At 69.7% G+C, this 24,063-nt stretch carries 18 protein-coding genes and 2 pseudogenes; 11 read left to right on the top strand and 9 right to left on the bottom strand.

From position 1 onward, the window contains the following. Positions 1-24: 24 nt before the first annotated feature. From htpX to purH, 4 genes are all read left to right on the top strand, one after another. Positions 25-999, top strand: a complete 975-nt coding sequence (htpX, locus tag ABS361_19690; GenBank protein ID XBY44232.1) for a zinc metalloprotease HtpX — start codon at positions 25-27, stop codon at positions 997-999. Between the two features lie 169 nt (positions 1,000-1,168). Next, positions 1,169-2,488, top strand: coding sequence for a 16S rRNA (cytosine(967)-C(5))-methyltransferase RsmB (rsmB, locus tag ABS361_19685; protein XBY46955.1), 1,320 nt, complete (start codon positions 1,169-1,171; stop codon positions 2,486-2,488). A 174-nt stretch (positions 2,489-2,662) separates the two neighbouring features. Continuing rightward, on the top strand, positions 2,663-4,378 hold the full coding sequence (locus ABS361_19680; GenBank protein ID XBY44231.1) for a heparinase II/III family protein: 1,716 nt from the start codon (positions 2,663-2,665) through the stop codon (positions 4,376-4,378). A 171-nt stretch (positions 4,379-4,549) separates the two neighbouring features. After that, the gene (purH, locus tag ABS361_19675) at positions 4,550-6,163 is read left to right on the top strand and encodes a bifunctional phosphoribosylaminoimidazolecarboxamide formyltransferase/IMP cyclohydrolase (GenBank protein ID XBY44230.1); all 1,614 of its coding nucleotides are present in this window, start codon (positions 4,550-4,552) and stop codon (positions 6,161-6,163) included. 96 nt (positions 6,164-6,259) lie between these two features. Here purH and ABS361_19670 read toward each other — a convergent pair whose 3' ends face one another. After that, complete coding sequence (locus tag ABS361_19670; GenBank protein ID XBY44229.1) at positions 6,260-11,083, bottom strand: NAD-glutamate dehydrogenase; 4,824 nt, start codon at positions 11,081-11,083, stop codon at positions 6,260-6,262. 366 nt (positions 11,084-11,449) lie between these two features. Between ABS361_19670 and ABS361_19665 the strand changes: the two genes are divergently transcribed. After that, positions 11,450-11,980, top strand: a complete 531-nt coding sequence (locus tag ABS361_19665) for a peroxidase-related enzyme (protein XBY46954.1) — start codon at positions 11,450-11,452, stop codon at positions 11,978-11,980. A 107-nt stretch (positions 11,981-12,087) separates the two neighbouring features. On the opposite strand, the gene ppa is transcribed toward ABS361_19665, so the two are convergent. Next, a complete protein-coding gene (ppa, locus tag ABS361_19660; GenBank protein ID XBY44228.1) occupies positions 12,088-12,633 on the bottom strand; it encodes an inorganic diphosphatase in 546 nt (181 codons plus the stop codon). Between the two features lie 185 nt (positions 12,634-12,818). After that, the gene (locus ABS361_19655; GenBank protein XBY44227.1) at positions 12,819-13,331 is read right to left on the bottom strand and encodes a GNAT family N-acetyltransferase; all 513 of its coding nucleotides are present in this window, start codon (positions 13,329-13,331) and stop codon (positions 12,819-12,821) included. Positions 13,332-13,523: 192 nt separating this feature from the next. Between ABS361_19655 and ABS361_19650 the strand changes: the two genes are divergently transcribed. Next, positions 13,524-13,901, top strand: a complete 378-nt coding sequence (locus ABS361_19650) for a YkvA family protein (protein XBY44226.1) — start codon at positions 13,524-13,526, stop codon at positions 13,899-13,901. Positions 13,902-13,937: 36 nt separating this feature from the next. Here the strand turns inward: ABS361_19650 and ABS361_19645 are convergent, their stop codons facing one another. The 6 genes and pseudogenes from ABS361_19645 to ABS361_19620 form a co-directional block, all read right to left on the bottom strand. Next, on the bottom strand, positions 13,938-14,282 hold the full coding sequence (locus ABS361_19645) for a DUF1800 family protein (protein XBY46953.1): 345 nt from the start codon (positions 14,280-14,282) through the stop codon (positions 13,938-13,940). After that, positions 14,201-15,469, bottom strand: a pseudogene (locus tag ABS361_19640) (DUF1800 domain-containing protein). The gene ABS361_19645 and the pseudogene ABS361_19640 overlap by 82 nt, the downstream one beginning before the upstream one ends. A 287-nt stretch (positions 15,470-15,756) precedes the next feature. Continuing rightward, complete coding sequence (locus ABS361_19635; GenBank protein ID XBY44225.1) at positions 15,757-16,731, bottom strand: NADPH:quinone oxidoreductase family protein; 975 nt, start codon at positions 16,729-16,731, stop codon at positions 15,757-15,759. A 64-nt stretch (positions 16,732-16,795) separates the two neighbouring features. Continuing rightward, positions 16,796-17,968 carry a dipeptidase gene (locus ABS361_19630; protein ID XBY44224.1) on the bottom strand — a complete coding sequence of 391 codons (1,173 nt, stop codon included), beginning with the start codon at positions 17,966-17,968 and terminating at the stop codon, positions 16,796-16,798. Between the two features lie 51 nt (positions 17,969-18,019). Continuing rightward, the gene (locus tag ABS361_19625; protein ID XBY44223.1) at positions 18,020-18,199 is read right to left on the bottom strand and encodes a sigma factor-like helix-turn-helix DNA-binding protein; all 180 of its coding nucleotides are present in this window, start codon (positions 18,197-18,199) and stop codon (positions 18,020-18,022) included. A 140-nt stretch (positions 18,200-18,339) separates the two neighbouring features. Continuing rightward, a pseudogene (locus ABS361_19620) lies at positions 18,340-18,468 on the bottom strand (sigma factor). 631 nt (positions 18,469-19,099) lie between these two features. Here ABS361_19620 and ABS361_19615 point away from each other — a divergent pair. The 5 genes from ABS361_19615 to ABS361_19595 all read left to right on the top strand — a co-directional run bounded on the left by ABS361_19615 (position 19,100) and on the right by ABS361_19595 (position 24,035). Further along, on the top strand, positions 19,100-19,615 hold the full coding sequence (locus tag ABS361_19615) for an invasion associated locus B family protein (GenBank protein ID XBY44222.1): 516 nt from the start codon (positions 19,100-19,102) through the stop codon (positions 19,613-19,615). 240 nt (positions 19,616-19,855) lie between these two features. Beyond that, positions 19,856-21,112, top strand: coding sequence for a 23S rRNA (adenine(2503)-C(2))-methyltransferase RlmN (gene rlmN / locus ABS361_19610; protein ID XBY44221.1), 1,257 nt, complete (start codon positions 19,856-19,858; stop codon positions 21,110-21,112). Positions 21,113-21,336: 224 nt separating this feature from the next. Continuing rightward, positions 21,337-21,846, top strand: coding sequence for a hypothetical protein (locus ABS361_19605; protein XBY44220.1), 510 nt, complete (start codon positions 21,337-21,339; stop codon positions 21,844-21,846). Positions 21,847-21,975: 129 nt separating this feature from the next. Next, positions 21,976-22,488, top strand: coding sequence for a hypothetical protein (locus ABS361_19600; protein ID XBY44219.1), 513 nt, complete (start codon positions 21,976-21,978; stop codon positions 22,486-22,488). Between the two features lie 374 nt (positions 22,489-22,862). After that, the gene (locus ABS361_19595) at positions 22,863-24,035 is read left to right on the top strand and encodes an FAD-binding oxidoreductase (protein ID XBY44218.1); all 1,173 of its coding nucleotides are present in this window, start codon (positions 22,863-22,865) and stop codon (positions 24,033-24,035) included. Positions 24,036-24,063 lie beyond the last annotated feature (28 nt).

The raw sequence follows: 24,063 nt of genomic DNA, 5'->3' as shown, positions 1-24,063 counted from the left end.
CCCAACGACGCCGGAGACCCGAGGATGAATTACTTTCGCACCGCCCTGCTGCTCGCCGCGCTGACCGCGCTCTTCATGGGCGTCGGCTTCATGATCGGCGGCCGCGGCGGCATGATGATCGCGTTCCTCGTCGCACTGGCGATGAACCTGTTCAGCTACTGGAACGCCGATCGCATCGCGCTGTCGATGCACGGTGCCCGCGAGGTCAGCGCAGCCGAAGCGCCGGATCTGGTGCGCATGGTCCACGATCTTGCCGCGCGGGCCGGCCTGCCGGCGCCGCGCGTCTACCTGATCGACAGCGACCAGCCGAACGCCTTCGCCACCGGCCGCGATCCCGAGCACGGTGCCGTCGCCGCGACGACCGGCCTGCTCGCCATGCTGACCCGCGAGGAGGTCGCCGGGGTGATGGCGCACGAGCTCGCTCATATCAAGAACCGCGACACGCTGATCATGACGATCACCGCGACCATCGCCGGCGCGATCTCGATGCTCGCCAACATCGCCTTTTTCGTCGGCGGCAATCGCGACAACCACAATCCGCTCGGCTGGGTCGGCGTGCTGATCGCGGCGATCGTCGCGCCGCTCGCCGCCTCGATCGTGCAGATGGCGGTGAGCCGCACCCGCGAATACGCCGCCGATCGCATGGGCGCCGAGATCTGCGGCCAGCCGATGTGGCTCGCCTCCGCGCTCGCCAAGATCTCCGGCGCGGCGCACATGATCCCGAACGAGGCCGCCGAGGCCAATCCCGCCTCGGCGCATCTCTTCATCGTCAATCCGCTGTCCGGCCGTTCCTTCGACAACCTGTTCTCGACCCATCCTTCGACCGAGAACCGCATCGCCGCACTGCGCGAGCTCGCCGGCGGCGGCCCCGACGCCGGGTTCCCTGGCGGTTTCGACTATGGCGCGAGCGGAAATTCGCGTATGCCGTCGGCAACGGGACGGCGCGGTGCCGTGCCGGTCACGGACCCCGGCCGCACGCGCCGGGGCCCCTGGGCTTGAGCGAGCGCTGGCAGCGGCCGGCGGCGGCATGAGGAACGACGGATTGCGGGATCGCGAGCAGCGCGGCGACGGCCGAAACAGGGATGAGCGGCAGGATCGAACCGGACCGTCCGGAGGGGCGACCGGTTCGGGCGGCGGCAACCCGGCACGCGGATCGCGGCGGCCGGAAATCCCCGGCCTCGCCGCCCGGCGGCTCGCGACCGACATCCTGGCCAAGATCGTCGAGAAGAACCGGCCGCTCGACATGGAGTTCGACAGCCGCTCGACCACGCCGGCCTTCCGCAATCTGGCGCCGAAGGATCGCGCCTTCGTCCGCGCCATGGTGTCGACCGCGCTGCGCCGGCTCGGCCAGATCGACGACGTGCTGCGCCGCCTGATCGAGAAGCCGCTGCCGGACAAGGCCGACCGCGTGGTCGACATCCTGCGCGTCGGCGTCGCGCAGATCCTGTTCCTCGACGTGCCCGACCATGCCGCCGTGTCGCTGTCGGTGACGCTGACCGACGAGGACCGGATCGCGAAGGCCTGGAAGGGCCTCGTCAACGGCGTGCTGCGCACGCTCGCCCGCCGCAAGGACGAGATCCTCGCCGACCAGGACGCCGCCGCGCTGAACACGCCCGAATGGCTGTTCGAGAGCTGGACGGCGGCCTACGGTCCCGAGCGCGCCCGCGCCATCGCCGAGGCGCATCTGACGGAAGCCGCCCTCGACCTGACCGTGAAATCCGATCCCGCGCGCTGGGCCGCCGCGCTCGGCGGTGCCGTGCTGCCGACCGGCTCGGTGCGCCTCGCCGGCGGCGGCGCCATCGACAAGCTCGAAGGTTTCCTCGAAGGCGAATGGTGGGTGCAGGACGCCGCCGCCGCGCTACCGGCGCGCCTGCTCGGCGACGTCAAGGGTCGGCAGGTGGCCGATCTGTGCGCCGCGCCCGGCGGCAAGACCGCCGAACTCGCCGCCGCTGGCGCCGAGGTGACCGCCGTCGACCTGTCGCCGGAACGGCTCGAGCGCGTGAAGCAGAACATGGGCCGGCTGCGACTGCCGAACGTGCGCGTCGTCGCCGCCGATCTGGAGACCTGGACGCCCAAGGAGAGCTTCGACGCGATCCTGCTCGACGCGCCCTGCAGCGCGACCGGCACCATCCGCCGCCACCCGGACGTCATGCTGCTGAAGAGCCCGGAGGATGTCGCCACCCTCGCGGCGCTGCAGAAGCGGTTGCTGGAGCGCGTGAGCGCCTGGGTGAAGCCCGGCGGGGCGCTCGTCTATTGCACCTGCTCGCTGCAGCCCGAGGAGGGTGAGGCGCAGATCGAGGCGTTTCTCGCCGCGGGTGCGCCGTTCCGTCGCCTGCCCGTCCGGCCGGAGGAGATCGGCGGTCTCGCGCAGGCGATCACCCTCGCCGGCGACCTGCGCACCCTGCCGTTTCACCTGCCGGCAACCGACGCGCAGCCCGGCGGCTGCGATGGCTTCTTTGCCGCACGCCTGATCCGAAACGAGTCCTGAGCCGGCTCAATTCACCTCTCCGGCGTCGACTTAACCGGCCTTTAACCTCGTTCGGGTGCCGTGGAGGTTGGGACAATGCCCGCGCTGCTTCGCGCGGGTGACAGGATGTGCGTGGTCGGAATCCGGCGGGAGCGAACGCTTTCGCCCGGGGCACGACCCACCGGGGCGGGGAACATGCCGATCCAGGGCATGGACGGATTGAGCCGACGACTGCGACTGGTCGTGGGCGAGGTCGCGCGACGTGCGACGGCGCCGCTGCGCCGGTTCGCGCGCGGCCTGCGTGCGTCGTTCGAGCCATCGGCCGATCGTCTCGCCATCGCCCCGCAGGACCTGCGTACAGCGGATCCGACGGTCGCCGGCGACATCTATGCCGGCAGTTTCGTGTTCTCCGGTCAGGTGGTCGAGTGCCGGGGCCGCTCGCCCTTCGACATGCCCCCGCCATCCGACGAATGGGCGCGCGTGCTGCACGGCTTCGGCTGGCTGCGGCACCTGCGCGCCGCCGATACGCCGATCGCCCGCTCCAATGCCCGCGCCCTGGTCGACGACTGGCTCGGGCTCGATACCCATCCGCCGGTCGCCTGGGAGCCGGACGTCGCCTCGCGCCGGCTGATGTCCTGGCTCGCCCAGTCGCCGATGGTGCTCGAGGACAGCGACGCCGCCTTCTACCAGCGCTTCCTGGTCGGCATCACCCGCCATGTGAAGCGCCTGCGCATCCGCTACGGCGAGGAGCCCGACGGTCTGCCGCGGCTGAAGACCGCGATCGCGCTGCTCGCCGCCGCCGTGGCGGTCGAGGGATTCCGGCGACAGGTGAAGACCGCGATGCGCCGGCTCGACGACGAACTGAAGCGCCAGATCCTGCCCGACGGCGGCCACATCTCGCGTAATCCGGCCGCCGCGCTCGACATCCTGATCGACCTCCTGCCGCTGCGCCAAGCGCTGTCGGCGCGCGGCATTCCGGCCTCGGCCGCGCTGATGAACGCGGTCGATCGCATGATGCCGTGGCTCCGGTTCGTCCGGCATGGCGACGGCGCCATCGCGCTCTTCAATGGCGTCGGCCCGACGCCGACGGATCTGGTCGCGACCGTGCTCGTCTATGACGACGCCCGCGGCGCCACCCACGGCAACGCCTCGCATTCCGGCTTCCAGCGCCTGGAGGCCGGTCGCACGGTGGTGATCGTCGACACCGGCCCGCCGCCGCCGATCCCGGTTGCCCAAGCCGCGCATGCCGGCACGCTGTCGTTCGAGTTCTCCTCCGGCACGACGCGCTACATCACCAATTGCGGCACACCGTTCCGGCCACTGCCGCAGTGGCGGCGCATGGCGCGGACCACCGCGGCACACTCGACCGTGGTGGTCGGCGACCGCTCCTCGGCGACCGTGCGCGACAAGGGCCTCGTCGCCCGCCTGTTCGGCCCGGTGCTGGTCGGCGGCCCCGAGAGCGTGCCGGTCGAGCGGCAGGAGGCGGACGGCACCGTCGCCGTGGTCGCCAGCCACGACGGCTATGCCAAGGCGTTCGGCGTGCTCCACGAACGCACGCTCCGGCTCTCGGCCGAGGGCGACCGCATCGACGGCCGCGACCGCGTGGTGCCGCTCGAAGGCGGCAACCGGCCGCCCTTCGTGATCCGGTTCCACATCCACCCACAGGTCAAGGCCTCCGCTCTCGGCGGCGGCGGCGTCGTGCTGCTCGGCCCCGACGGCGAGGCCTGGGAATTCCGCTGCGCCGATCTGCCGGCCCATCTCGAGGAATCGGTCTATCTCGCCGACCTGCACGGCGTCCGCCACGCCGAGCAGATCGTCGTCGCCGCCGACGCCGGCGGTCTCGGCGAGGTACGCTGGAGTTTCCATCGCACCGCCGAGCCGCGCGCCCTCCGCCGTCGCGTCTCGCTCTGAGCGGGTGAGCGCGAGCTGCCCGCGACCGACGTCCCTTGTTCCATTCGCATCGCAGCCAGCGCATGGCTTCGTTTGCGCGCGCGGCGATCCGGTGCTATCGCGGCGCCGAGATTTCCCCGTTGCCGGGAGCCGCCGAGTGGCCCGCTCCCGCGAAAGCCGGAGCCGCAGCCCATGTCCGTCGAGGCCAAGAACATCGCGCCGCCCGATCTCGTGCCGGTCAAGCGCGCGCTCCTCTCCGTCTCCGACAAGACCGGCCTGATCGATTTCGCCCGCGCGCTCGCCGAGAAGGGCGTCGAGCTGGTCTCGACCGGCGGCACGCGCAAGAGCCTCGCCGATGCCGGCGTTCCGGTGATCGACGTCTCGGCCGTCACCGGCTTCCCCGAGATCATGGACGGCCGCGTCAAGACGCTGCACCCGAAGGTCCACGGCGGCCTGCTCGCGGTGCGCAACGACCCCGACCACGCCGAGGCCATGCAGGCCCACGGCATCGCCGGCATCGATCTCGCGGTGATCAACCTCTATCCGTTCGAGGAAACGATCGCGAAGGGCGCCGACGAGGCGACCTCGATCGAGAACATCGACATCGGCGGCCCGGCGATGATCCGCGCCGCAGCCAAGAACCACGGCCATGTCGCCGTGGTGGTCGATCCGGCCGATTACGCCAAGATCCTCGAGCAGATCGAGACCAAGGGCGGCACGGAGCTGAAGGTCCGCCGCCGGCTGGCGCAGAAGGCCTTCGCGCGCACCGCGACCTACGATGCGGCGATCTCCAACTGGTTCGCCGAGAAGGTCGGCGAGCCGAACCCGGCCTACCGCGCCTTCGGCGGCCGGCTCGTCGAGGTCATGCGCTACGGCGAAAACCCGCACCAGCTCGCCGCCTTCTACCGCACGGCCGAGCAGCGCCCGGGCGTGGCGACCGCCGTGCAGGTGCAGGGCAAGCAGCTCTCCTACAACAACATCAACGACACCGACGCGGCCTACGAACTCGTCGCCGAGTTCGACCCCTACCGCACCGCCGCCTGCGCGATCATCAAGCACGCCAATCCCTGCGGCGTCGCCGAGGCCAAGACGTTGAAGGACGCCTATCTCAAGGCGCTGCGCTGCGACCCCGTCTCGGCCTTCGGCGGCATCATCGCCTTCAACCGCAAGCTCGACGCCGAGACCGCCCACGAGATCGTCAAGATCTTCACCGAGGTGATCATCGCCCCCGACGCCACCAACGAGGCCAAGGCGATCATCGCCGAGAAGAAGAACCTGCGCCTGCTCCTCGCCGGCAAGCTGCCGAATCCCGGTGGCGCCGGCTTCACGGCCAAGACCGTCGCCGGCGGCCTGCTGGTGCAGACCCGCGACTACGGCACGGTCGACGACGTCGAGCTCAAGGTCGTCACCTTCAAGCAGCCGACGCCGGCGCAGGAGGACGACATGACCTTCGCGTTCCGGGTGGTGAAGCACATCAAGTCGAACGCCATCGTGTTCGTGAAGGACCGCGCCACCGTCGGCATCGGTGCCGGCCAGATGAGCCGCGTGGATTCGGCAAAGATCGCCGTGTCGAAGGCCGCCGAGGCGACCAAGGCGGCGGGTCTGACCGAGTCGCTGACGGCCGGTTCGGTCGCCGCGTCGGACGCGTTCTTCCCGTTCGCCGACGGCCTCGAGGCACTGATTGCGGCCGGCGCGACCGCGGTCGTGCAGCCCGGCGGCTCGATGCGCGACGACGACGTGGTCGCCGCCGCCGACAAGGCCGGCATCGTGATGTGCTTCACGGGCATGCGCCACTTCCGACACTGAAGCGCCGGAATACACGGACACAGGGATCAAGGGAGATTGGGGCGGCGTTGCCGCCCCTCTTTCTTGGTCGCCCTTCTTTACGCTCCTCCGAGCGGCTCACGCCTTGCCGTTCGCCAGATCCGCGATCAGCCCGGCCGCCACCGCAAAGCGCGAGACGGTGAGGCCGCCGGTGCCGATGATCTCGTCGATCTGGGCGAGCGCCGCCTCCGGCGCCCGGCCGAGGCCGACCAGCCACGCCTCCAGACCGCCATCGGTGTTGAGCGCGTGCGCGTCGATCGCCCGATGCGCGGCCGCGAGCATGCCACGCGCGCGGTCGAGCGCCAGGCCGTCATAGTAGTCCTTGACCGCGACCCGCCGCGCCGCCGTCTCCAGCGCCACGATGCGCAGCCGCTCGGCCGCGGCGAAATGCACCCGCGCGGCATCCTCGACCGCCGCGCCGGTCTGCTCAGCCACCACGATCGCATCCGGCAGCGCCGCGAACACCGGCAGCCGCGCGAGCCGGACCGCCAGATCGTCCGGCACGCCGGCCGCGACCCAGGTCGCCGTCTGCGCCGCGACCGCATCGCGGATCGCCACACCGACGATACCGTCGAAGGCCGGCGCGAGCGCCGCGACGGGTTCGGCGAAACGCGCGACCACGGCCGAGAGCCCGGCGTCGAGCGAGACGTTGCGCAACGCCCAGACCGTCGCATCGATCAGCGCATCCTGCACGGCCGCGTAGAGTTCGAGCTGCACAGCACCCGGTACCAGCGTATCGAGCGCGTCGATCTGCCGGTCGAGGCGCTCGGAGCCGATGGCCGCCGCAGCCGCGGCCGCCGCGCGCGCGATCGTCGCCGGCGTGGCGCCGGTCCGGTCGGCGATGCGCGCGACGAAGGCCGGCCCGCCGCGATCGATCACCAGATTGGCGAGCCGGGTCGCGATGATCTCCCGATGCAGCCGATGCGCACCGATCGCACCGGCGAAGCGCTCGCGCATCGCCGAGGGGAAATAGGCCGTGAGCTCGGCCCGGAAGAACGGATCGTCGGGCACGTCCGAACCGATCAGGTCCTCCTTGAGCGACAGCTTGGCATAGGCCAGCAGCACGCCGAGTTCCGGACGGGTCAACGCCTTGCCAGCTTTCTCGCGCGCGATGAGCGCGGGATCATCGGGCAGGAACTCGACCGCCCGGTCGAGCCGGCCGGCGCGCTCCAGCGTCTCCATCAGCCGGCGCTGATAGCCGAGATCTTCGAGCCCGCGCCGTTCGGCGAGGCTCAGCGACAGCGTCTGCCGATAGTTGTTGGCGAGCACCAGATGCGCAACCTCGTCGGTCATCGAGGCGAGCAGCACGTTGCGATCGGGCATGGTCAGCTCGCCGGCGCGTACCGCATGGCCGAGCGCGATCTTGATGTTGACCTCGACGTCGGAGGAGTTGACGCCGGCGGAGTTGTCGATCGCGTCGGAGTTGACGCGCACCCCGGCGAGGCCGAGCTCGATACGCGCGCGCTGCGTGACGCCGAGATTGGCACCCTCGCCGATCACACGGGCCCGCACCTGCGGCGCAGCCACACGGATCGGGTCGTTGGCGCGGTCGCCGGCGTCGGCATCGGTCTCGGTCGAGGCGCGGATATAGGTGCCGATGCCGCCGAACCACAGGAGGTCGACCGGCATGCGCAGGATGGCGTTCATGACCTCCTGCGGCGTCGCCCGCGTATGATCGAGGCCGAGCATCGCCCGCGCCGCCTCCGAGAGATCGATCGCCTTCTCGCTGCGGGCATAGATGCCGCCGCCGGCCGAGATCTTCGCGGCGTCATAGTCGGCCCAGCTCGACCGCGGCAGGTCGAACAGCCTTTCGCGCTCGGCGAAGCTCGACGCCGGATCCGGATCCGGGTCGAGGAAGATGTGCCGGTGGTCGAAGGCGGCGACGAGCCGGATGGTCGAGGCCAGCAGCATGCCGTTGCCGAACACGTCGCCCGACATGTCGCCGACGCCGGCGACCGAGAACGGCGTCGACAGGATGTCGACGTCCATCTCGCGGAAGTGCCGCTTCACCGCCTCGAAGGCGCCGCGCGCGGTGATGCCCATCTTCTTGTGGTCGTAGCCGACCGAACCGCCGGACGCGAAAGCGTCGCCGAGCCAGAAGCCGGCCTCCTCGGCAATGCCGTTGGCGGTGTCGGAGAAGGTCGCCGTGCCCTTGTCCGCCGCGACGACCAGATAGGGATCGTCGCCCTCGTGGCGCACCACGCGCGGGGGCGGCACGACCGCGTGGCCGACCAGATTGTCGGTCACGGTCAGAAGCGTCGAGACGAAGGTCTTGTAGGCCTCGGTGCCTTCGGCGAGCCAGGCGTCGCGGCTCATGCCGGCGACGAGTTGCAAGGGCACGAAGCCGCCCTTCGCGCCGACCGGCACGATGACCGCATTCTTGACCTGCTGCGCCTTCACGAGACCGAGCACCTCGGTGCGGAAATCCTGCGGCCGGTCCGACCAGCGCAAGCCCCCGCGCGCCACCTTGCCGAAGCGCAGATGCACGCCCTCGACACGCGGCCCGAACACCCAGATCTCGCGGAACGGCTTCGGCTCCGGCATGGCCGTGACCGCGCGGCTGTCGATCTTGAAGGCGAGCGTCTCGCGCAAGGCCCCGGCCGCGTCGTGCTGGTAGGCGTTGGTGCGCACGATCGAGCGGACGAGATTGAGATAGCGGCGCAGGATCGTGTCGTCGTCGAGGCTCGGCACCTTGTCGAGCTCGGCCTCGATCTCGGCCACGAGCCGCGCTTCGGCGAGATCGCGATCGTCGTCGGGTCGATCCGGATCGAAGCGGGCTTCGAACAGCGCCACGAGCGCAGCGGCGGTCTGGGGGTAGCGCCGCAGCGCCGCCCAGACATAGTCGATCGAATAGGGAATCCGGATCTGGCGCAGATAGCGGCCGATCGCGCGCAGGATCGAGATCTGCCGCCAGTCGAGGCCGGCGGCGAGGCCGAGCGCGTTGAAGCCGTCGTTCTCGGCCCGGCCGTGCCAGACGGCGAGGAACAGCGTCTCCAGCCGCGCATCGGTCTCCGCCGTCAGATCGAGCGCCGCGCCGTCGGCGCGCTCCAGCGTCATGTCGTGCAGGTAGAGCCGCGGCAGACCGGCGGGCGCGATCTCGTAGGTGCGTTCGTTGATGACGCGGAGGCCCATGTTCTCCAGGACCGGCACGCGATCCGACAGCGGCACCGGCGTCTCGGCATGGAACAGGGCGAGTTGCACGCGCGCCGCGGCTTCCCCGTCCCGGCGATAGAAATCGATCGCGATCGAGCGCCCATCGCCCATCGCCTCCATGATGCCGATGTCAGCGACCGCCCTTTCCGCCGAACGGGCCTCGCGATAGGCGGCGCTGAACGCCTCGCCGTAGCGCGCCAGCATGCGGGTGGCCTTCGGCACGCCGAGCGCCCGTTCGACCGCGTCGTCGAAATCGTCGCGCCAGGTGCGCGCGATCGCCGCGACGGTCGTCTCCAGCGCATCGGGATCGATCGTCGGCGTGACGCCACCGTAGCGCCCGATGATGAAGTGGACCCGCATCAGCGAGCTTTCGAGGAAGGTCGGCCGCCACGACACCACCCGGCCACGGAACGCCTCTTCGAGAGCCGTGCCGATGCGCACGCGCACGTCGGTCGTGTAGCGGTCGCGCGGCAGGTAGATCAGCGCCGAGACGAAGCGGTCGAACAGGTCGTGGCGCACCAGCGCGCGGATGCGCGGATGCTCGTCGAGCGCCAGGATGCGCAACGCGAAATCGTAGAGCTGGTCCTCCTCGATCTGGAAAAGCTCGTCGCGCGGATAGGTCTCGAGCACCATCACCAGCGCCTTGCCGGAATGGCTGCCGGGATCGAAGCCGGCGCGGGCGAGGATGCGGTCGATCTTGTGCCGGACGAGCGGGATCTGCCGCGCCGAGGCCGTATAGGCCGTCGAGGTGAACAGGCCGAGGATGCGCAGCTCGCCGACGAGCTTGCCGTCGTCGTCGTATTGCTTGACGCCGACGTAGTCGAGGTGGGTGCGCCGATGCACGCGCGAACGCAGGTTCGCCTTGGTGACGACGATCGCGCGCGACGACTTCAGGAACAGGTCCATGAACGGCGAGGCGTTGACGTTGTCGTCGCCGCGCCGGAGCACGCGCACCTCCGGATCGGTGAGCACGCCGAGGCCGGAATCCTCGATCCGCTCCAGCCGGCCCTGGCCGCCGTCCTCGGTGTAGAGATAGTCGCGCATGCCGAGGAACAGGAAGTTGTCGTCGCCGAGCCAGTCGAGGAAATCGACCGTCTCGAGCAGGTCCTCCTTCGAGCCGACCGGCTTGCCGTCGCGCATCTGCTTGCGCGCCCGCTTGAGCCGCCGGAGCATCGGCTTCCAGTCGTCGACGCTGTGACGCACGTCGGTCAGCGTGCGCCCGATCGCCTCGGCGAGCGCCTGCCGAACCTCGGCGCCGGCGAGGCGCTCGATGTGGATGCGGATCAGGCTTTCCCGCCCCGCGCCCTTGTCGGCGTTGCGCGGATCGGAGAACCGGTCGAGCCGCCCGCCGGCATCGCGTGCGACGGCGAAGATCGGATGCAGCACCAGCCGGATGCCGTGGCCGGCCTCGGTCAGCTCGCCCATCACCGAATCGAGCAGGAACGGCATGTCGTCGTTGACGATCTCGACCACGGTCTCGGTCGGCAGCCGGACGGCGCCCTCCGGCGCGGCCGGATCATAGACGCGGATCGACGGTCGGGCCGGATCGCGCTCGGCGAGGTGGCTCCAGGCGTTCTCGGCGATGGCGGCGAGCTCGGCCGCCTCGTAGGCGACCAGATCCTCGGAGGAGCCGCGCTCGAAGAAGAGGTCGGCGAAGGCGGTCAACGCCGCTTCGTCGGGTCGCGCGGCCAGGAGGCGGCGGACGGCTGCGAGACGTTCGGCCTTTGCGGCTTCGATCATGATCGTCATCGAGTTCTTCTCCACGTCGCGGCTCCCGACCCGCGACATCCTGTCCCACCATGGCCGAGCGGCCGGGGCCGATCAACGGATACTCGCGTTCCAATGACGCGAGCGAGACGGTTGCGTCCGCCAACCGAGCGGGAAATATGGGCGAGGACGTGTCCGGACGCGGTTCGGACGGCAATCCGAGGGAGAAACGACGCGATGGCGAAGGAAAAGAGCCCGAAGAAGGGCAAGAAGGCCTCCGACGAGGCGAAGCACGCCGAGGTCCGGCGCGCGGAAGCCAAGCACGAGAAGCCCGGCCGGAAGGGCGACAACGCCGCGCCGGCCGAGACCGCAGCCACGACCGAGCCGCCGATCATCCTCGATCTGCCGATGGCCGAGCTCGACGAGGAGACCCGCGCCTATTTCGCCAAGTGTCAGGAGAAGATCGGCTTCGTGCCGAACGTGCTCGCCGCCTATGCCTTCGATCTGCCGAAGCTCAAGGCGTTCTCGGCCATGTACAACGACCTGATGCTGGCGCCATCCGGCCTGTCGAAGCTCGAGCGCGAGATGATCGCCGTGGCGGTCTCGGCGGTGAACCGCTGCTTCTACTGCCTGACCGCCCATGGCGCCGCCGTGCGCCAGCTCTCGGGCGATCCGGTGCTCGGCGAGCTCATGGTGATGAACTACCGCGCCGCCCGGCTCGACGCCCGCCAGCGCGCGATGCTCGACTTCGCCGTCAAGCTGACCGAGACGCCGCACGCGATCGAGGACGCCGACCGCGCCGGCCTGCGCTCGGTCGGGTTCACCGATCGCGACATCTGGGACATCGCCGCCGTGACCGGCTTCTTCAACATGTCGAACCGCGTCGCCACCGCCACCGACATGCGCCCGAACCGCGAATATCACGCGCAGGCGCGGTGACACCGCAAGCACTTGCGAGCCGAGGCATCAACCGAAACGCAAAAAGGGCGAGACCAACGCCCCGCCCTTTTCCAGAAGTCACAGTTCCGGACACGCCGGCCGGCGGATCACTCCGCGGCGGCCTTGTCCTTCTGGTAGCGCTCGATCGCCTCGACGATCAGCTTGCGCGCCTCGGCGTCGTCGCCCCAGCCGACGACCTTGACCCACTTGTTGGGCTCCAGGTCCTTGTAGTGCTCGAAGAAGTGCTGGATCTGCTCCAGCGTGATCTGCGGCAGCTGCGAGTAGCTGGTGACGCTGTCGTAGCGCTTGGTCAGCTTCGACGACGGCACGGCGAGGATCTTCTCGTCGTGGCCGGCCTCGTCCTGCATGTGCAGCACGCCGATCGGGCGGCAGTTGATCACCGCGCCCGGAACGATCGCGCGCGTGTTGCAGACGATCACGTCGATCGGGTCGCCGTCGTCCGAGAGCGTGTGCGGCACGAAGCCGTAGTTCCCGGGATACCGCATCGAGGTGTAGAGGAAGCGATCGACGAACAGGGTGCCGGACGCCTTGTCGAGCTCATACTTGATCGGCTCGCCGCCGATCGGAACCTCGATGATGACGTTGATGTCGTTCGGCGCGTTCTTGCCGAGCGGAATGGCGTCGATGCGCATGCGCTCTCCCCTCGAGGGCGTTCGGGTAAAGATCCGGATCCGGCGGACCCGGATCGAAGACCCGCGTCATACCGCATCGCACACACAAAGGAAAAGCCGTCCTTCGTCGGACCGGCCAAAAAAGCGCTCGCCGTCGGCATGCGGGAGCCCGGTTGCGGGCCTTACCGGTTCCGGGCCGCCTCGGCTCAGCCGCCGTTCCAGCCGAACACGACCACCGGCAGCGTCTTGTCGCCGACGCGCTCGCCGGTTTCCGCAGCGAGCTTGCCGCCCATGCGGCGATAGAAGCCGTGCGCGGCATCGTTCTCGGAAAGCGCGCGCACCGAGAAGCTCTTGAAGCCGCAGCGCTTCAGCTCCTCGCGCGCCGCCTCGAACAGCAGGCGGCCGAAGCCGAGGCCCTGGTACTCCGGCTTCAGGTAGAGTTCGTAGATCTCGCCGGCGAAGGGCAGCATGCGCATGCGGCTCGGACCGACCGTCGCATAGCCGCAGACCGCACCGCCGACCTCGATCACCAGCACGGCGGCGCGCCGTTCGATGGCCCGGAGCCACCACGCCGGCCCGCGGCGCGCGACCATACGCTCCAGGTTCGCACCCGGAATGATGCCGCGATAGGCGAGGCGCCAGGCCTCGTCATGGACCGAGGCGATCGCCGCGGCGTCCGACGCCGAGGCTCGTCTCACACCGATCTGACCAAGTCTCATGCCGAAAGCGTAACTCCGACTTCGGCGGTGCGGAAGGGGGCGTCGATATAATTGTGGTGATCGGCCCGACGGCAGGGGCCCGCGTTGTGGATGGGTTGCGCCGCGCCGACCGCGTCCGGACGGGCGCGAGCGGTGCCGGGATCTTGACGCCGGGTTCGGGCGTTCCGATCTCAGACCACGAGGAGGACGCCCATGGCCCGGCGCGACGACGGCATCTATCTCGATCCCGAAATCATCGGTCCGGAGGAGACGCGCGAGACCCGCGTTCGCGACGGCTTCTGGCGCACCGTGCGCCGCGCCGCCCGCGCGATCCCGTTCATGGACGATGTCGTCGCCGGCTATCTCGCCGCGCTCGACCCCGAGACGCCGCGCAGGGTGCGCTTCACGCTGCTCGCCGCGCTCGCCTATTTCGTCTCGCCGATCGACATCCTGCCCGACGTACTGCCGCTGATCGGCTTCACCGACGACGCAACCGTGCTCGTCACCGCGCTCGGCCTCGTCGCCGGCTCGATCAAGCCGGAACACCGGGAGATTGCCAAAAGGCTGCTCGACGATCCGCCAAAGGCCTGAGGCCGCAAAGGTGGAGCGGCAGCGGGCCGCTCACGCTCAGCGCCGCTGCATCTCCGGCGACATCAGCAGGAGCGCCAGCGCCTGCTGTCGACTTTCCGCCCGGGCGATCGCGGTCGCCGTATCGGTCGACAGCGTCGGGCCGACCACCGCTTCCGCGAGCTGCCGCACGTCGCGCGTTGCGACGAAGCGCCGGGCGATCTCGTCCGACCAGTCGAGCCGCTCGACCAGCGCGGCCGGGCTGCCCCAGTCCTCGGTCTCGGTCCAGCCCTGCGGCGAGGGACGTCCCAGGTCTTCTGGGCGAGCACGTCGGTCAGGCGGAACACCATGCCGATCGGCAGATCGGTCTCCAGCGCGCGTGCCGTCGCGACCGCGAAATCCCACGGCGGGATCACGCGCTTGTCCCCCTCGACCCACGCCTCGTCGTCGGCAATGAGCGCGCGCGTCACCGCGCCGAGATCGCCGCCGGTGCGGGTGAACACGTCGGCGAGCCGCGGCGCCAGCGTCGGCGGCGCGGCCGGTCCGACGAAATGCGCGACCAGCTTGCGCGCCACGAACCGCCCCGCCGCCGGATGCCGCACCAGATCGTCGAGCACCTGATCGAGCTGCGCCGCGCCGTCGGGCTGATAGGTCTTGCCGAGCACCGTGATCGGCCCGGGATCATGCGCGTTGACCATGAACACGGTGCGGCCGGGTTCGAGCGTATCGAGATCGCCGACGGTCCAGCCGGTCAGGATCCGCGCCAGATTGGTGACGTCGGCCTGGCTGTAGCCGGCATCGACGCCGAGCACGTGCAGCTCCATGAGCTCGCGGGCAAGGTTCTCGTTGAGACCCTTCTTCTTCCAGCGGCCGACCAGGCTTTCCGGGCCGATCGAGCGAGCGTTGTCGAGATAGTCGAGCATCGCCGGATGACGCACGACCGCCGCGACCATGTCGCGGAACCGGCCGAGCACATGCGGCCGGATCGCCTCGCGTTCGTAAGCGCCGGCGAGCGCGCGGATCATCTGACCCTTCTGGACGCCGATCGCAAAATGGTTCGACCAGAACCACGCCAGCCGTTCGACCAGCGGGCGACGGGAGACACGCGCCTCGACGAAGCGCGCCTCGACCTCGGCATTGTAGAGCGGTCCGACCGGATTCTGCAGCTTCGGCTGGGGCGTCGTCGGGGCCGGCGCCGCCGCGTTGGCGACCGCAGGCGTCACGGCCGCGCCGCGCTGCTGCACTGCGTTGGCCTGCATCCCGTTCGACTGCATCGCGTTCGACTGGGCCGCGTTGGCGGCGACCGGCTGCACCGGCGGCTTGGCGTCCTTGCGCGCGACCCCGTCGACCCGGCGCGAAATATATTCCTCGATCTCGAACCGACGGATGTTCAGCCAGGTATCGAGCGTCGTCTGCGGCGCCTTGACCGGATCGCCCGGCTTGGTCGAGCGCATCTCCTTGAGCCGCGTATCGGTTCCTTCCCGAATGCTGGCGAGCAGCCATTGCTTCGGGTCGGAGGCGGCCTCGGCCACCTCGCCCGGCCGTCCGCCGAGCCCGAAACGCTTCACTGCGAGCAGACCCGTCGCGCGCATCGCGATCCTCCTCGGGTTGGCGGCGTATGGCCGAGCCTTTCGGGGGCAGGCAACCGTGCCACCTACGCCGTCTCGCCCCCGCTTGCTGTATGCTCAAGCGTCATGGCGGCGAGATCATGGCCCGGCCGTGTCGATCCGGAGCGGACACGATCTGGATTCCGGCCGATGCATGATGTTTCGCGCCGCAACGGCTCAAAAGCTGACGGAAGACTGACGAGAACCTTGGCCACGACCGGACGGACCAGAGCGCCGCGCTCTGCTGTCCTTGCAGAGGTCTCGCCGGGGCCTCAGGTCACGACGACCATCTTGCCCTTGACCCGCCGGGCGGCGATCTCGCCGATCGCCTGCGCCGTCTCGGCGAGTGGCACCATGGCATGGATGTGCGGCCTGATCCGGCCGGCGACCACCCACTCCATCAGCCGGATCATGTTGGCGCGGAATGCCGCCGGCTCGCGCTCGACCGCCTCGCCGAAAAAAACGCCGCGCAGGTCGCAGCCCTTGAGCAGCAGCAGGTTGAGCGGGATCTTCGGGATTTCGCCGGCCGCAAAGCCGACGACCAGCAGCCGGCCGCGCCAGGCGAGCGCGCGGACGGCGGGCTCCGAATAGCGGTCGCCGACCGCGTCATAGACCACGTCGACGCCGCGCCCGCCGGTCAGTTCCTTGAGCCGGAGCTTCAGATCCTCGGCATCGTAGTCGACGACCTCGTCGGCGCCGATCGAACGGCAGAAGGCGAGCTTGTCGTCGCCCGCCGCGCAGGCAATCACACGCGCGCCGAAGGCCTTGGCGATCTCGACCGCCGCCTGCCCGACCCCGCCCGAGGCGCCGAGCACCGCGACCGTTTCGCCGGGCTTCAGGTCGGCGCGGTCGACATAGGCGTGCATCGTCGTGCCGTAGGTGACCATCAAGGTCGACGCTTCGACAAAGCCGAGCCCGACGGGCATCGGGATCACCCGATCGGCGGCGATGACCACCTTCTCGCGCGCGCCGCCCCATTTCACATAGGCGATCACCCGATCGCCGCGGGCGAGACCGGTCACGCCCGCGCCGAGCGCCTCGATCTCGCCCGAGATCTCGCCCGCCGGCGAGAACGGCAGCTCGGGCTTGAACTGGTAGCGCCCCTCGGTGATCAGCGTGTCGAAGAAGTTGAGCGCTGCCGCGCGCATGCGGATCACGACCTCGCCCGGCCCCGGCAGCGGATCGGGCAGGTCTTCCAGCACCAGCGCGGCGGGTCCGGCGAGTTCGCGACAGAGCACGGCTTTCAACGGCGATCCCCCTTTGACGGCAGGCTCGAGCCATGACGACAGGCTCGAGGCGTCCGGCTGGTCCTCACTCCTCGCCGACGCGACCGAGCGCCGGTGCTTGCTCCCCGAGGCCCTCGGCGACCCGCTCGACCGCCTCGAACACGCGGATGAAGTTGCCGCTCATCAGCCCCGCGAGCGCGTCGTCCGACCAGCCGCGGCCGACGAGCTCCGCGAGGAGATAGGGGAACCGGCTCTGGTCCTCCAGCCCCTGCGGCGTCGGGCCGCCGAAGAAGTCCGAGCCGATGCCGACATGGGCGATGCCGGCCTTGTCGGCCATGTATTCGATGTGGGTCGCGAGTTCCGCGACGCTCCCGCGCGGCCAGGGCCCGAGCTCGGCCCGGCGCGCCGGCATGAAGGTCGTCCAGTCGGGATCGGGAATCGTCTTGCCGAACGCGTCCTTCATCGGCGCCATCCAGGTGCGCGACGCCTCCGAGACGAAGTCCGGCACGAAGGTCGCCATCACGATGCCGCCGTTCGCCGGGATCGCGGCGAGCACGTCGTCCGGCACGTTGCGCGGATGGGCACAGAGCGAGAAGGCATTGCAATGGGTGAAGGCGACCGGCGCCTTCGACAGCGCCAGCACCTGCCGCATGGCGTCGTGCGACGTATGCGAGCAGTCGATCATCAGGCCGAGCCGGTTCATCTCGGCGATCACACGCCGGCCGAACGACGTCAGGCCGCCGTGCCGCTTCACGTCGGTGGTCGAATCGACCCAATCGAGCGTCTCGTTGTGGCAGAGCGTCATGTAGCGCGCGCCGAGATCGTAGAGGACCGACAGGACCTCCAGGCTGCCTTCGAGCGCCACACCCCCTTCGACCGCAATGAACGAGGCGATCTTGCCCTCGGCCTTGGCGCGCGCGATGTCGGAGGCGCGCCGGCCGGGCAGGAACACGTCCGCGTGCAGCGCCTCCATGCGCCGGATCAGCGCGATCTGCTCCATGTAGGCGCGCATCGGATGCGGCGTCTCGGTCGGCAGGAACGCCGCCCAGAACTGCGCGGTCAGGCCGCCGGCGCGCATCTTCGGAATGTCGCTGTCGCGCTTCGGCAGATCCTCGCCGAGCCTGGCCGCGGCGACGTCGCCCGGCCGATCGGCCTGCTCGCGGATCACCCAGGGCAGATCGTTGTGCCCGTCGACCAGCGGGATCCGGCTGAGCAGATCGCGGGCGTGGGCGAGCGCGGCTTCGGGGTCCATGGCCATGGGTGTCGACGTCTCCGGAGGGTCTGGGATTGGACGGATCGCCGAGCGGTATCAGAGATCGATCGCGCCGTCGCCTTCGAGCGCGCGCCTCAGCCTTGTGAAAGCGAGACGGATGCGGGACTTGACCGTGCCGAGCGGCAGGCCGGTCCGCTCGGCGATCTCGCTGTGCGACAGCCCGCCGAAGAACGCCTGCCGCACCAGCTCGACCTGCTCGGCCGGCAGCGTCGCCATCGCCGCGCGCACGCGCCCTCGCGCCGGGCCGCGTCGATGCCCTCCTCGGCGTCGTCGGCGCCGGCCGGCTGCAGCATCGGGTCTTCCGGATCGAGCGCGGAAGCCTTGTCGCGCCGGAGCGCATCGATGCGGCGGTTGCGCGCGATTCGGAACAGCCAAGTCGCCACCGATGATTTGGTGCGGTCGAACAGATGCGCCTTGCGCCACAGCGTGACCATGACCTCTTGCGTCAGCTCCTCGGCGGAGCCGTTGTCCATGCCGAGACGCATGAGATAGGCGTTGATGCGCGGTGCGAAATGGTCGAACAGCGCGGCGAAGGCCACGCGATCATGCGATGCGGCGACGCGCTCGACGAGGGCGTTGAAGGCTTCCGGATCGCTCGGGGCCCCGGTCGGGTCCGATGACGGCATGACCACTCGATTGTTGGGCGCGTGCCGCGGACATCGCCCACGCGCCTCCACCGACGTAACATTTCCTCGCCGCAGGCGCGACCCTCAGCGAGACGGAAACGGCACGCCTGACTTTCGCCTCTTTTGAACCGAAGCGTCTAGCCCCGATGGTTCCGGTCCGAGATCGAACGCGGCCCGGAAGCCGAAGTGCCGTTCCGCCCCGCGGAAGAACGGCGATTCGGCGTTCCGGTCCGACCGGAGCGCATCCCGTCCCATAAGCTCCCCGGTGTGGATCGCCGTGTGGTGGGCGGCGGTTGCCGACTGCCCATCGAAGCCGCCGATGCGCCTCGCCGTTTCGCGCTCTTCGCCCGCGCGAAGCCGCCGTTTTCCGTGTCAACGCGGGGCGGCAACGGCTTGGTAACCATCCGCGTGGTTTTCTGACGGGGACCTTTTCGTCCCGGACGCGTGCGTAACCCCCTGCGCAGCGTCACGCATGAGGTGATCGATCGACATGTGGACCGTTCGTCCGATCGGGCTCGCCGCCGCCTTGCTGCTCGCCGGCACGGCCGCGGCCCTGGCCCAGGCCGCAACGCCCTACCAACTCGCCGAATCGAAGGATTGGAAGGCGGTTTCCGCCACCGGAGCCAAGGGCAAGGTCTGCTACGCGCTGACCAAACCCCAGAAGATGGAGCCGAACGGGCTCAATCATGGCGACGTCTTCTTCTTCGTCTCGACCCGACCGGGCGAGCACGTGCGCAACGAGCCGAGCATCCAGGTCGGCTATCCGTTCAAGGAAGGCAGCAAGCTGACCGTCGACATCGACGGCAAGAAGTTCACCCTGTTCACGCGCGGCGACGGTGCCTGGTTCGAGAATGCGACCGAGGAAGCCAAGCTGGTGGATGCGATGAAGAAGGGGAAGAAGATGTCGGCGCAGGGCCAGTCCGGCCGCGGCAACACCACGACCTATGCCTTCTCGCTCGCCGGCTTCGGCGAAATGCTCGACGCGATCGGCAAGGGCTGCAAGTAGGCCCGACCGGACGGGCGGGCTCGGAAAACGTCGCCCGTCCGGCGCGACACTTCCGATCGGCGCCATAATCGGCTATAGGATGACGAAACAGGCGGAGGGGCCTCCCCTCCGCCCTTTTTTCGTTGCAACCGCCGTGACGCGCCTCGATGTCGGCGCCGCGCAGGACCGCTGGTCCCCGCGCTCGCGGCCGATGGCGCTCCGTCGACCAGGTCACGGGCGATGCCAGGAAGAGTTCTGCCGATGGCCACCGTTTCGCTTCTGCCGAAGGACCGTGCCGATCTGAGCCAGATCATGAAGGTCGCAGAGGCGCAGCCCGCGCGCGATGCCAAGCCTTCGCTGCTCGGCATGACGCGCGAGGAACTCGGCCAGGCGCTTGCCGACGTCGGCGTCGAGGATCGGCAGATCCGCATGCGCACGGCCCAGCTCTGGCACTGGATGTACCTGCGCGGCGCCGCCTCCTTCGATGCGATGACCAACGTCTCGAAGGACATGCGCGCCGCGCTCGCCGAGCGCTACACGATCGGCCGCCCGGAGATCGTCACCGAACAGATTTCGGTCGACGGCACCCGCAAGTGGCTGTTCCGGTTTCCCGCCCGCGGCGCCGGCCGCCCGGTCGAGGTCGAGACGGTCTACATCCCCGAGGAAGGCCGCGGCACGCTCTGCGTCTCGAGCCAGGTCGGCTGCACGCTGACCTGCTCGTTCTGCCACACCGGCACGCAGAAGCTGGTCCGCAACCTGACCCGCGAGGAGATCGTCGCCCAGATCGTCGTCGCGCGCGAGCGGCTCGGCGACTTCCCCGAGGTCGCGGCCAACGCCCGCAAGGACGCCGAGGGCCTGCTGCCGAGCGAAGGCCGGCTCGTCACCAACATCGTCATGATGGGCATGGGCGAGCCGCTCTACAATTTCGACAATGTCCGCGAAGCACTGCTGATCGCCTCCGACGGCGACGGCCTGTCACTGTCGAAGCGTCGCATCACGCTGTCGACCTCCGGCGTGGTGCCGATGATCCCGCGCGCCGGGGCCGAGATCGGCACCATGCTGGCGATCTCGCTCCATGCCGTGCGCGACGACCTGCGCGACGAGCTGGTGCCGCTCAATCGCAAGTATCCGATCGCCGAGCTGCTCGACGCCTGCCGCGCCTATCCCGGCCTGTCGAACGCCCGCCGCATCACCTTCGAATACGTGATGCTGAAGGGCATCAACGACAGCCCGGCCGACGCGCGCGAGCTGGTGCGGCTCCTGAAGGGCATTCCGGCCAAGATCAATCTCATTCCGTTCAATCCGTGGCCGGGCTCGGCCTACGAGTGCTCGGACTGGGACGAGATCGAGACCTTCGCCGAGGTCGTCAACCGCGCCGGCTACGCGAGCCCGATCCGCACGCCGCGCGGTCGCGACATCCTGGCCGCCTGCGGACAGCTGAAGTCGGCCTCCGAGCGGCTGCGCGTGCGCGAGCGCATGGCGCTCGAAGCCATGATCGGCGGCGGCGGCGAGGATTGAGCCGCCCCTCCACCCGTCTGCATGTCGGCGTTGCGCGAGCCGCTTCCGCGCCGATCGCGTCTCGACCGCCGGTGGTATCGCGCCTTAAAATGCCGGTCGAGCTATCGCCGATTCGGGCGAGGCGCGGGATCGGACCGATCCGGTCACGCCGTCAATGAGCGAGTGGTTCGATCGCGGCGGATGGGCTCCGTCCGTCGCGATCGAACCACGAGGACGCAAGGCCCATGGTTTTCGAAGCGGCGAAACGGAACCCCGGCCAGGAACGGATTCGCCGGCTCTGGACGGTGATCGGCGCCTATGCGATCGCCTGCCTCGCCGCCGCGATCCTGCTGCCGCTGGCACTGATCCTGCGCGACGCCGCCGTGCTCGGCTCCGACAAGGTCGTGCGCACGATGGGCCTGTCGGACGTCGGCATCGTCGTTCTCTTCGCCTTCCTGACCAGCTTCGTCGCCGCCGCGCCGGTTTCGGCTGCGCTGATCGTGATCGCCGAGACGCGCCAGATCCGCAGCGCCCTCGCCTATCTCGGCTTCGGCGCCCTCGCCGGCGCCAGCGCGCAGCTGGTCGCCGCCCTGATCCGTGGCGGCGCAAGCTCCGGGGTCGGCCTCTATGCGACGATCGCGGGCGTCGGCGCGGTCGCGGGTCTCCTCTACTGGCTGGTCGCGGTTCGCCCGCTGCCGCCTCCGCCGCCGGCCTCGCTGGCCGAGGCCGGCCATCGGCGCGAACCGACGCTCTGAAAGATGAACCGCGCCGCTGACGCGGTTTCGGCCTTGCCTCTGCCACGGATCCGTCCGACCTTCCGTCCCGCACGGGGGCCGTCCCGCTGAGCGGTGGTCGACCCGGCACCGGGCCGAGGAAGGGATGTCATGGGCGCGCTGTTCCGGATCATCTGGCGGCTGATCATGGTGACGATCGGCTTCTATCTCGCCGGTCTCGTCGCCGGCCTGACGCTGTTCGTCGGCAACCGCATCCTGCCGCTCCAGTCGAGTTTCCCGGCCCGTACGCCCGAGGAACTGCTGCTCCGCATGGCGCGCGAGTTCGACCGGCTCGGCGCCTTCACGGCCGATTACGCCCTGCCGATGGCCAGTTTCGCCGCCGGCTACTGGCTGATCTTCGCGATCCTGACCGAGATCCTGTCGGTCCGGTCGATCCTGATCCACCTGACCGCCGGCGGCGCGGTCGGCTACGCGGCCTTTCTGAACACCTTCGGCAACGTGCCCGGCGCGATGAAGCCGGCGATCGCCGCCGGTATCGCGGGCGCGCTCGTCTACTGGATCGTCGCCGGACACGGCGCCGGCCTGTTCCGGCGCAAGCCGGCGACCGAGGCGCCGGCCGGCCCGACCCCGAGCGCTATCCGGCACCGCCGCCCGAGCCGGTGACGCCCCCGCCCGCCCCACGCACCGAGACGCCGCGTCCGATGCCGCAGAAGACGTCCGTGCCCACGATCGACCAGACGCCTGCCCCGCAACCGCCCGTCGCGCGAGCCGCCGATCCGACGATCCCGGACCGCCCGATCGTCGGCGTCGCCCGGCCACGCGCGTCGGTGGTCGAACGCACCCGGCGGTGACGCCCAATCCTGTGCGGGGCGCGGCACCACCGCCGACGCCGCCTCGGCTCTGCGACACGGGCATGGCTCCGGCGGCCCGGTTGAACTAGGTTGAACGCCCGTACAAGACCCCGGTGACCGCCCCCTCGTGACGGAGCCCGCGGGCCAGATCTTCTCAGCAGATCGTCTCAGTGGAGTTCGTGTGCGATGTCCGAGCATTACGACGTTGTCGTCGTCGGTGGAGCGATCGTCGGTTCGTCGGTCGCCTATTTCCTCAAGCACGAGCTCGGCTTCGCCGGCTCCGTGCTCGTGGTCGAGAAGGACCCGACCTACGCACGATCCTCGACGACGCTCTCCGCCGCCTCGATCCGCCAGCAGTTCTCGACCGCCGAGAACATCCGCCTGTCGCGCTTCGGCGTCTCCTTCATCAAGGATCTGAAGGCCCGTTTCGGCGCCGATGCCGACGTCGGCTTCCGCGAGGGCGGCTATCTGGTGCTCGCCAGCGCCGCCGGCCGCGCCGTGCTCGAGCAGAACCACCGCGTCCAGGCCGCCGAAGGCGCCGATATCGTGCTGATCGAGCCCGGAGCACTCGCCGAGCGCTATCCGTGGATGTCGCTCGACGACGTGGCGCTCGCCGCCTTCGGCCAGACCGGCGAGGGCTGGTTCGACGCGCACATGCTGCTCGACCTGATCCGCAAGGGCGCCCGCGCCGCCGGCGCTACCTATACGCAAGGCACGGTCGCCGGCATCGAGAAGACCGGCGCGAAAGTCTCCGCGGTGACGCTCGCCGACGGCCGCCGCATCGGCTGCGGCGTGCTGGTCAATGCCGCCGGCCCCGCCGGCGGCGATGTCGCCGCGCTCGCGGGCCTCGCCCTGCCGGTCGAGCCGCGCAAGCGCTGCGTCTTCGTCGTGCATTGCCGCACGCCGCTGCCCGACATGCCGATGCTGATCGATGCGACCGGCGTCTACATCCGCCCCGAGGGCGAGTACCACATCTGCGGCGTCTCGCCGGCCGAGGACGCCGATCCGCGCGCCGACGGCGATTTCGATGTCGATTACGCGCTCTACGAGGATGTGATCTGGCCCGCGCTCGCCACTCGCGTGCCGGCGATGGAGAGCCTGAAGCTCGTCCGCGCCTGGGCCGGCCACTACGACTACAACACGCTCGACCAGAACGCCGTGATCGGCCCGCATCCGGACGTCTCGAACTTCCTGTTCGCCAACGGCTTTTCCGGCCACGGCCTGCAGCAGGCCCCCGCCGCCGGCCGCGCGGTCGCCGAGCTGATCGTGCACGGCCGGTTCCAGAGCCTCGATCTCACGCTGTTCGGCTGGGACCGGATCGCGCGCAAGGAGCCGGTGTTCGAGCTCAACGTGATCTGACGCGCCGGCGGCCGAGGCGCGGAGGCGC

Source organism: Ancalomicrobiaceae bacterium S20 (assembly GCA_040269895.1).
Taxonomy (GTDB): domain Bacteria; phylum Pseudomonadota; class Alphaproteobacteria; order Rhizobiales; family Ancalomicrobiaceae; genus Methyloraptor; species Methyloraptor flagellatus.
The sequence above is the reverse complement of the archived record's forward strand: the minus strand, read 5'-3'. Positions and strand labels throughout refer to the sequence as shown.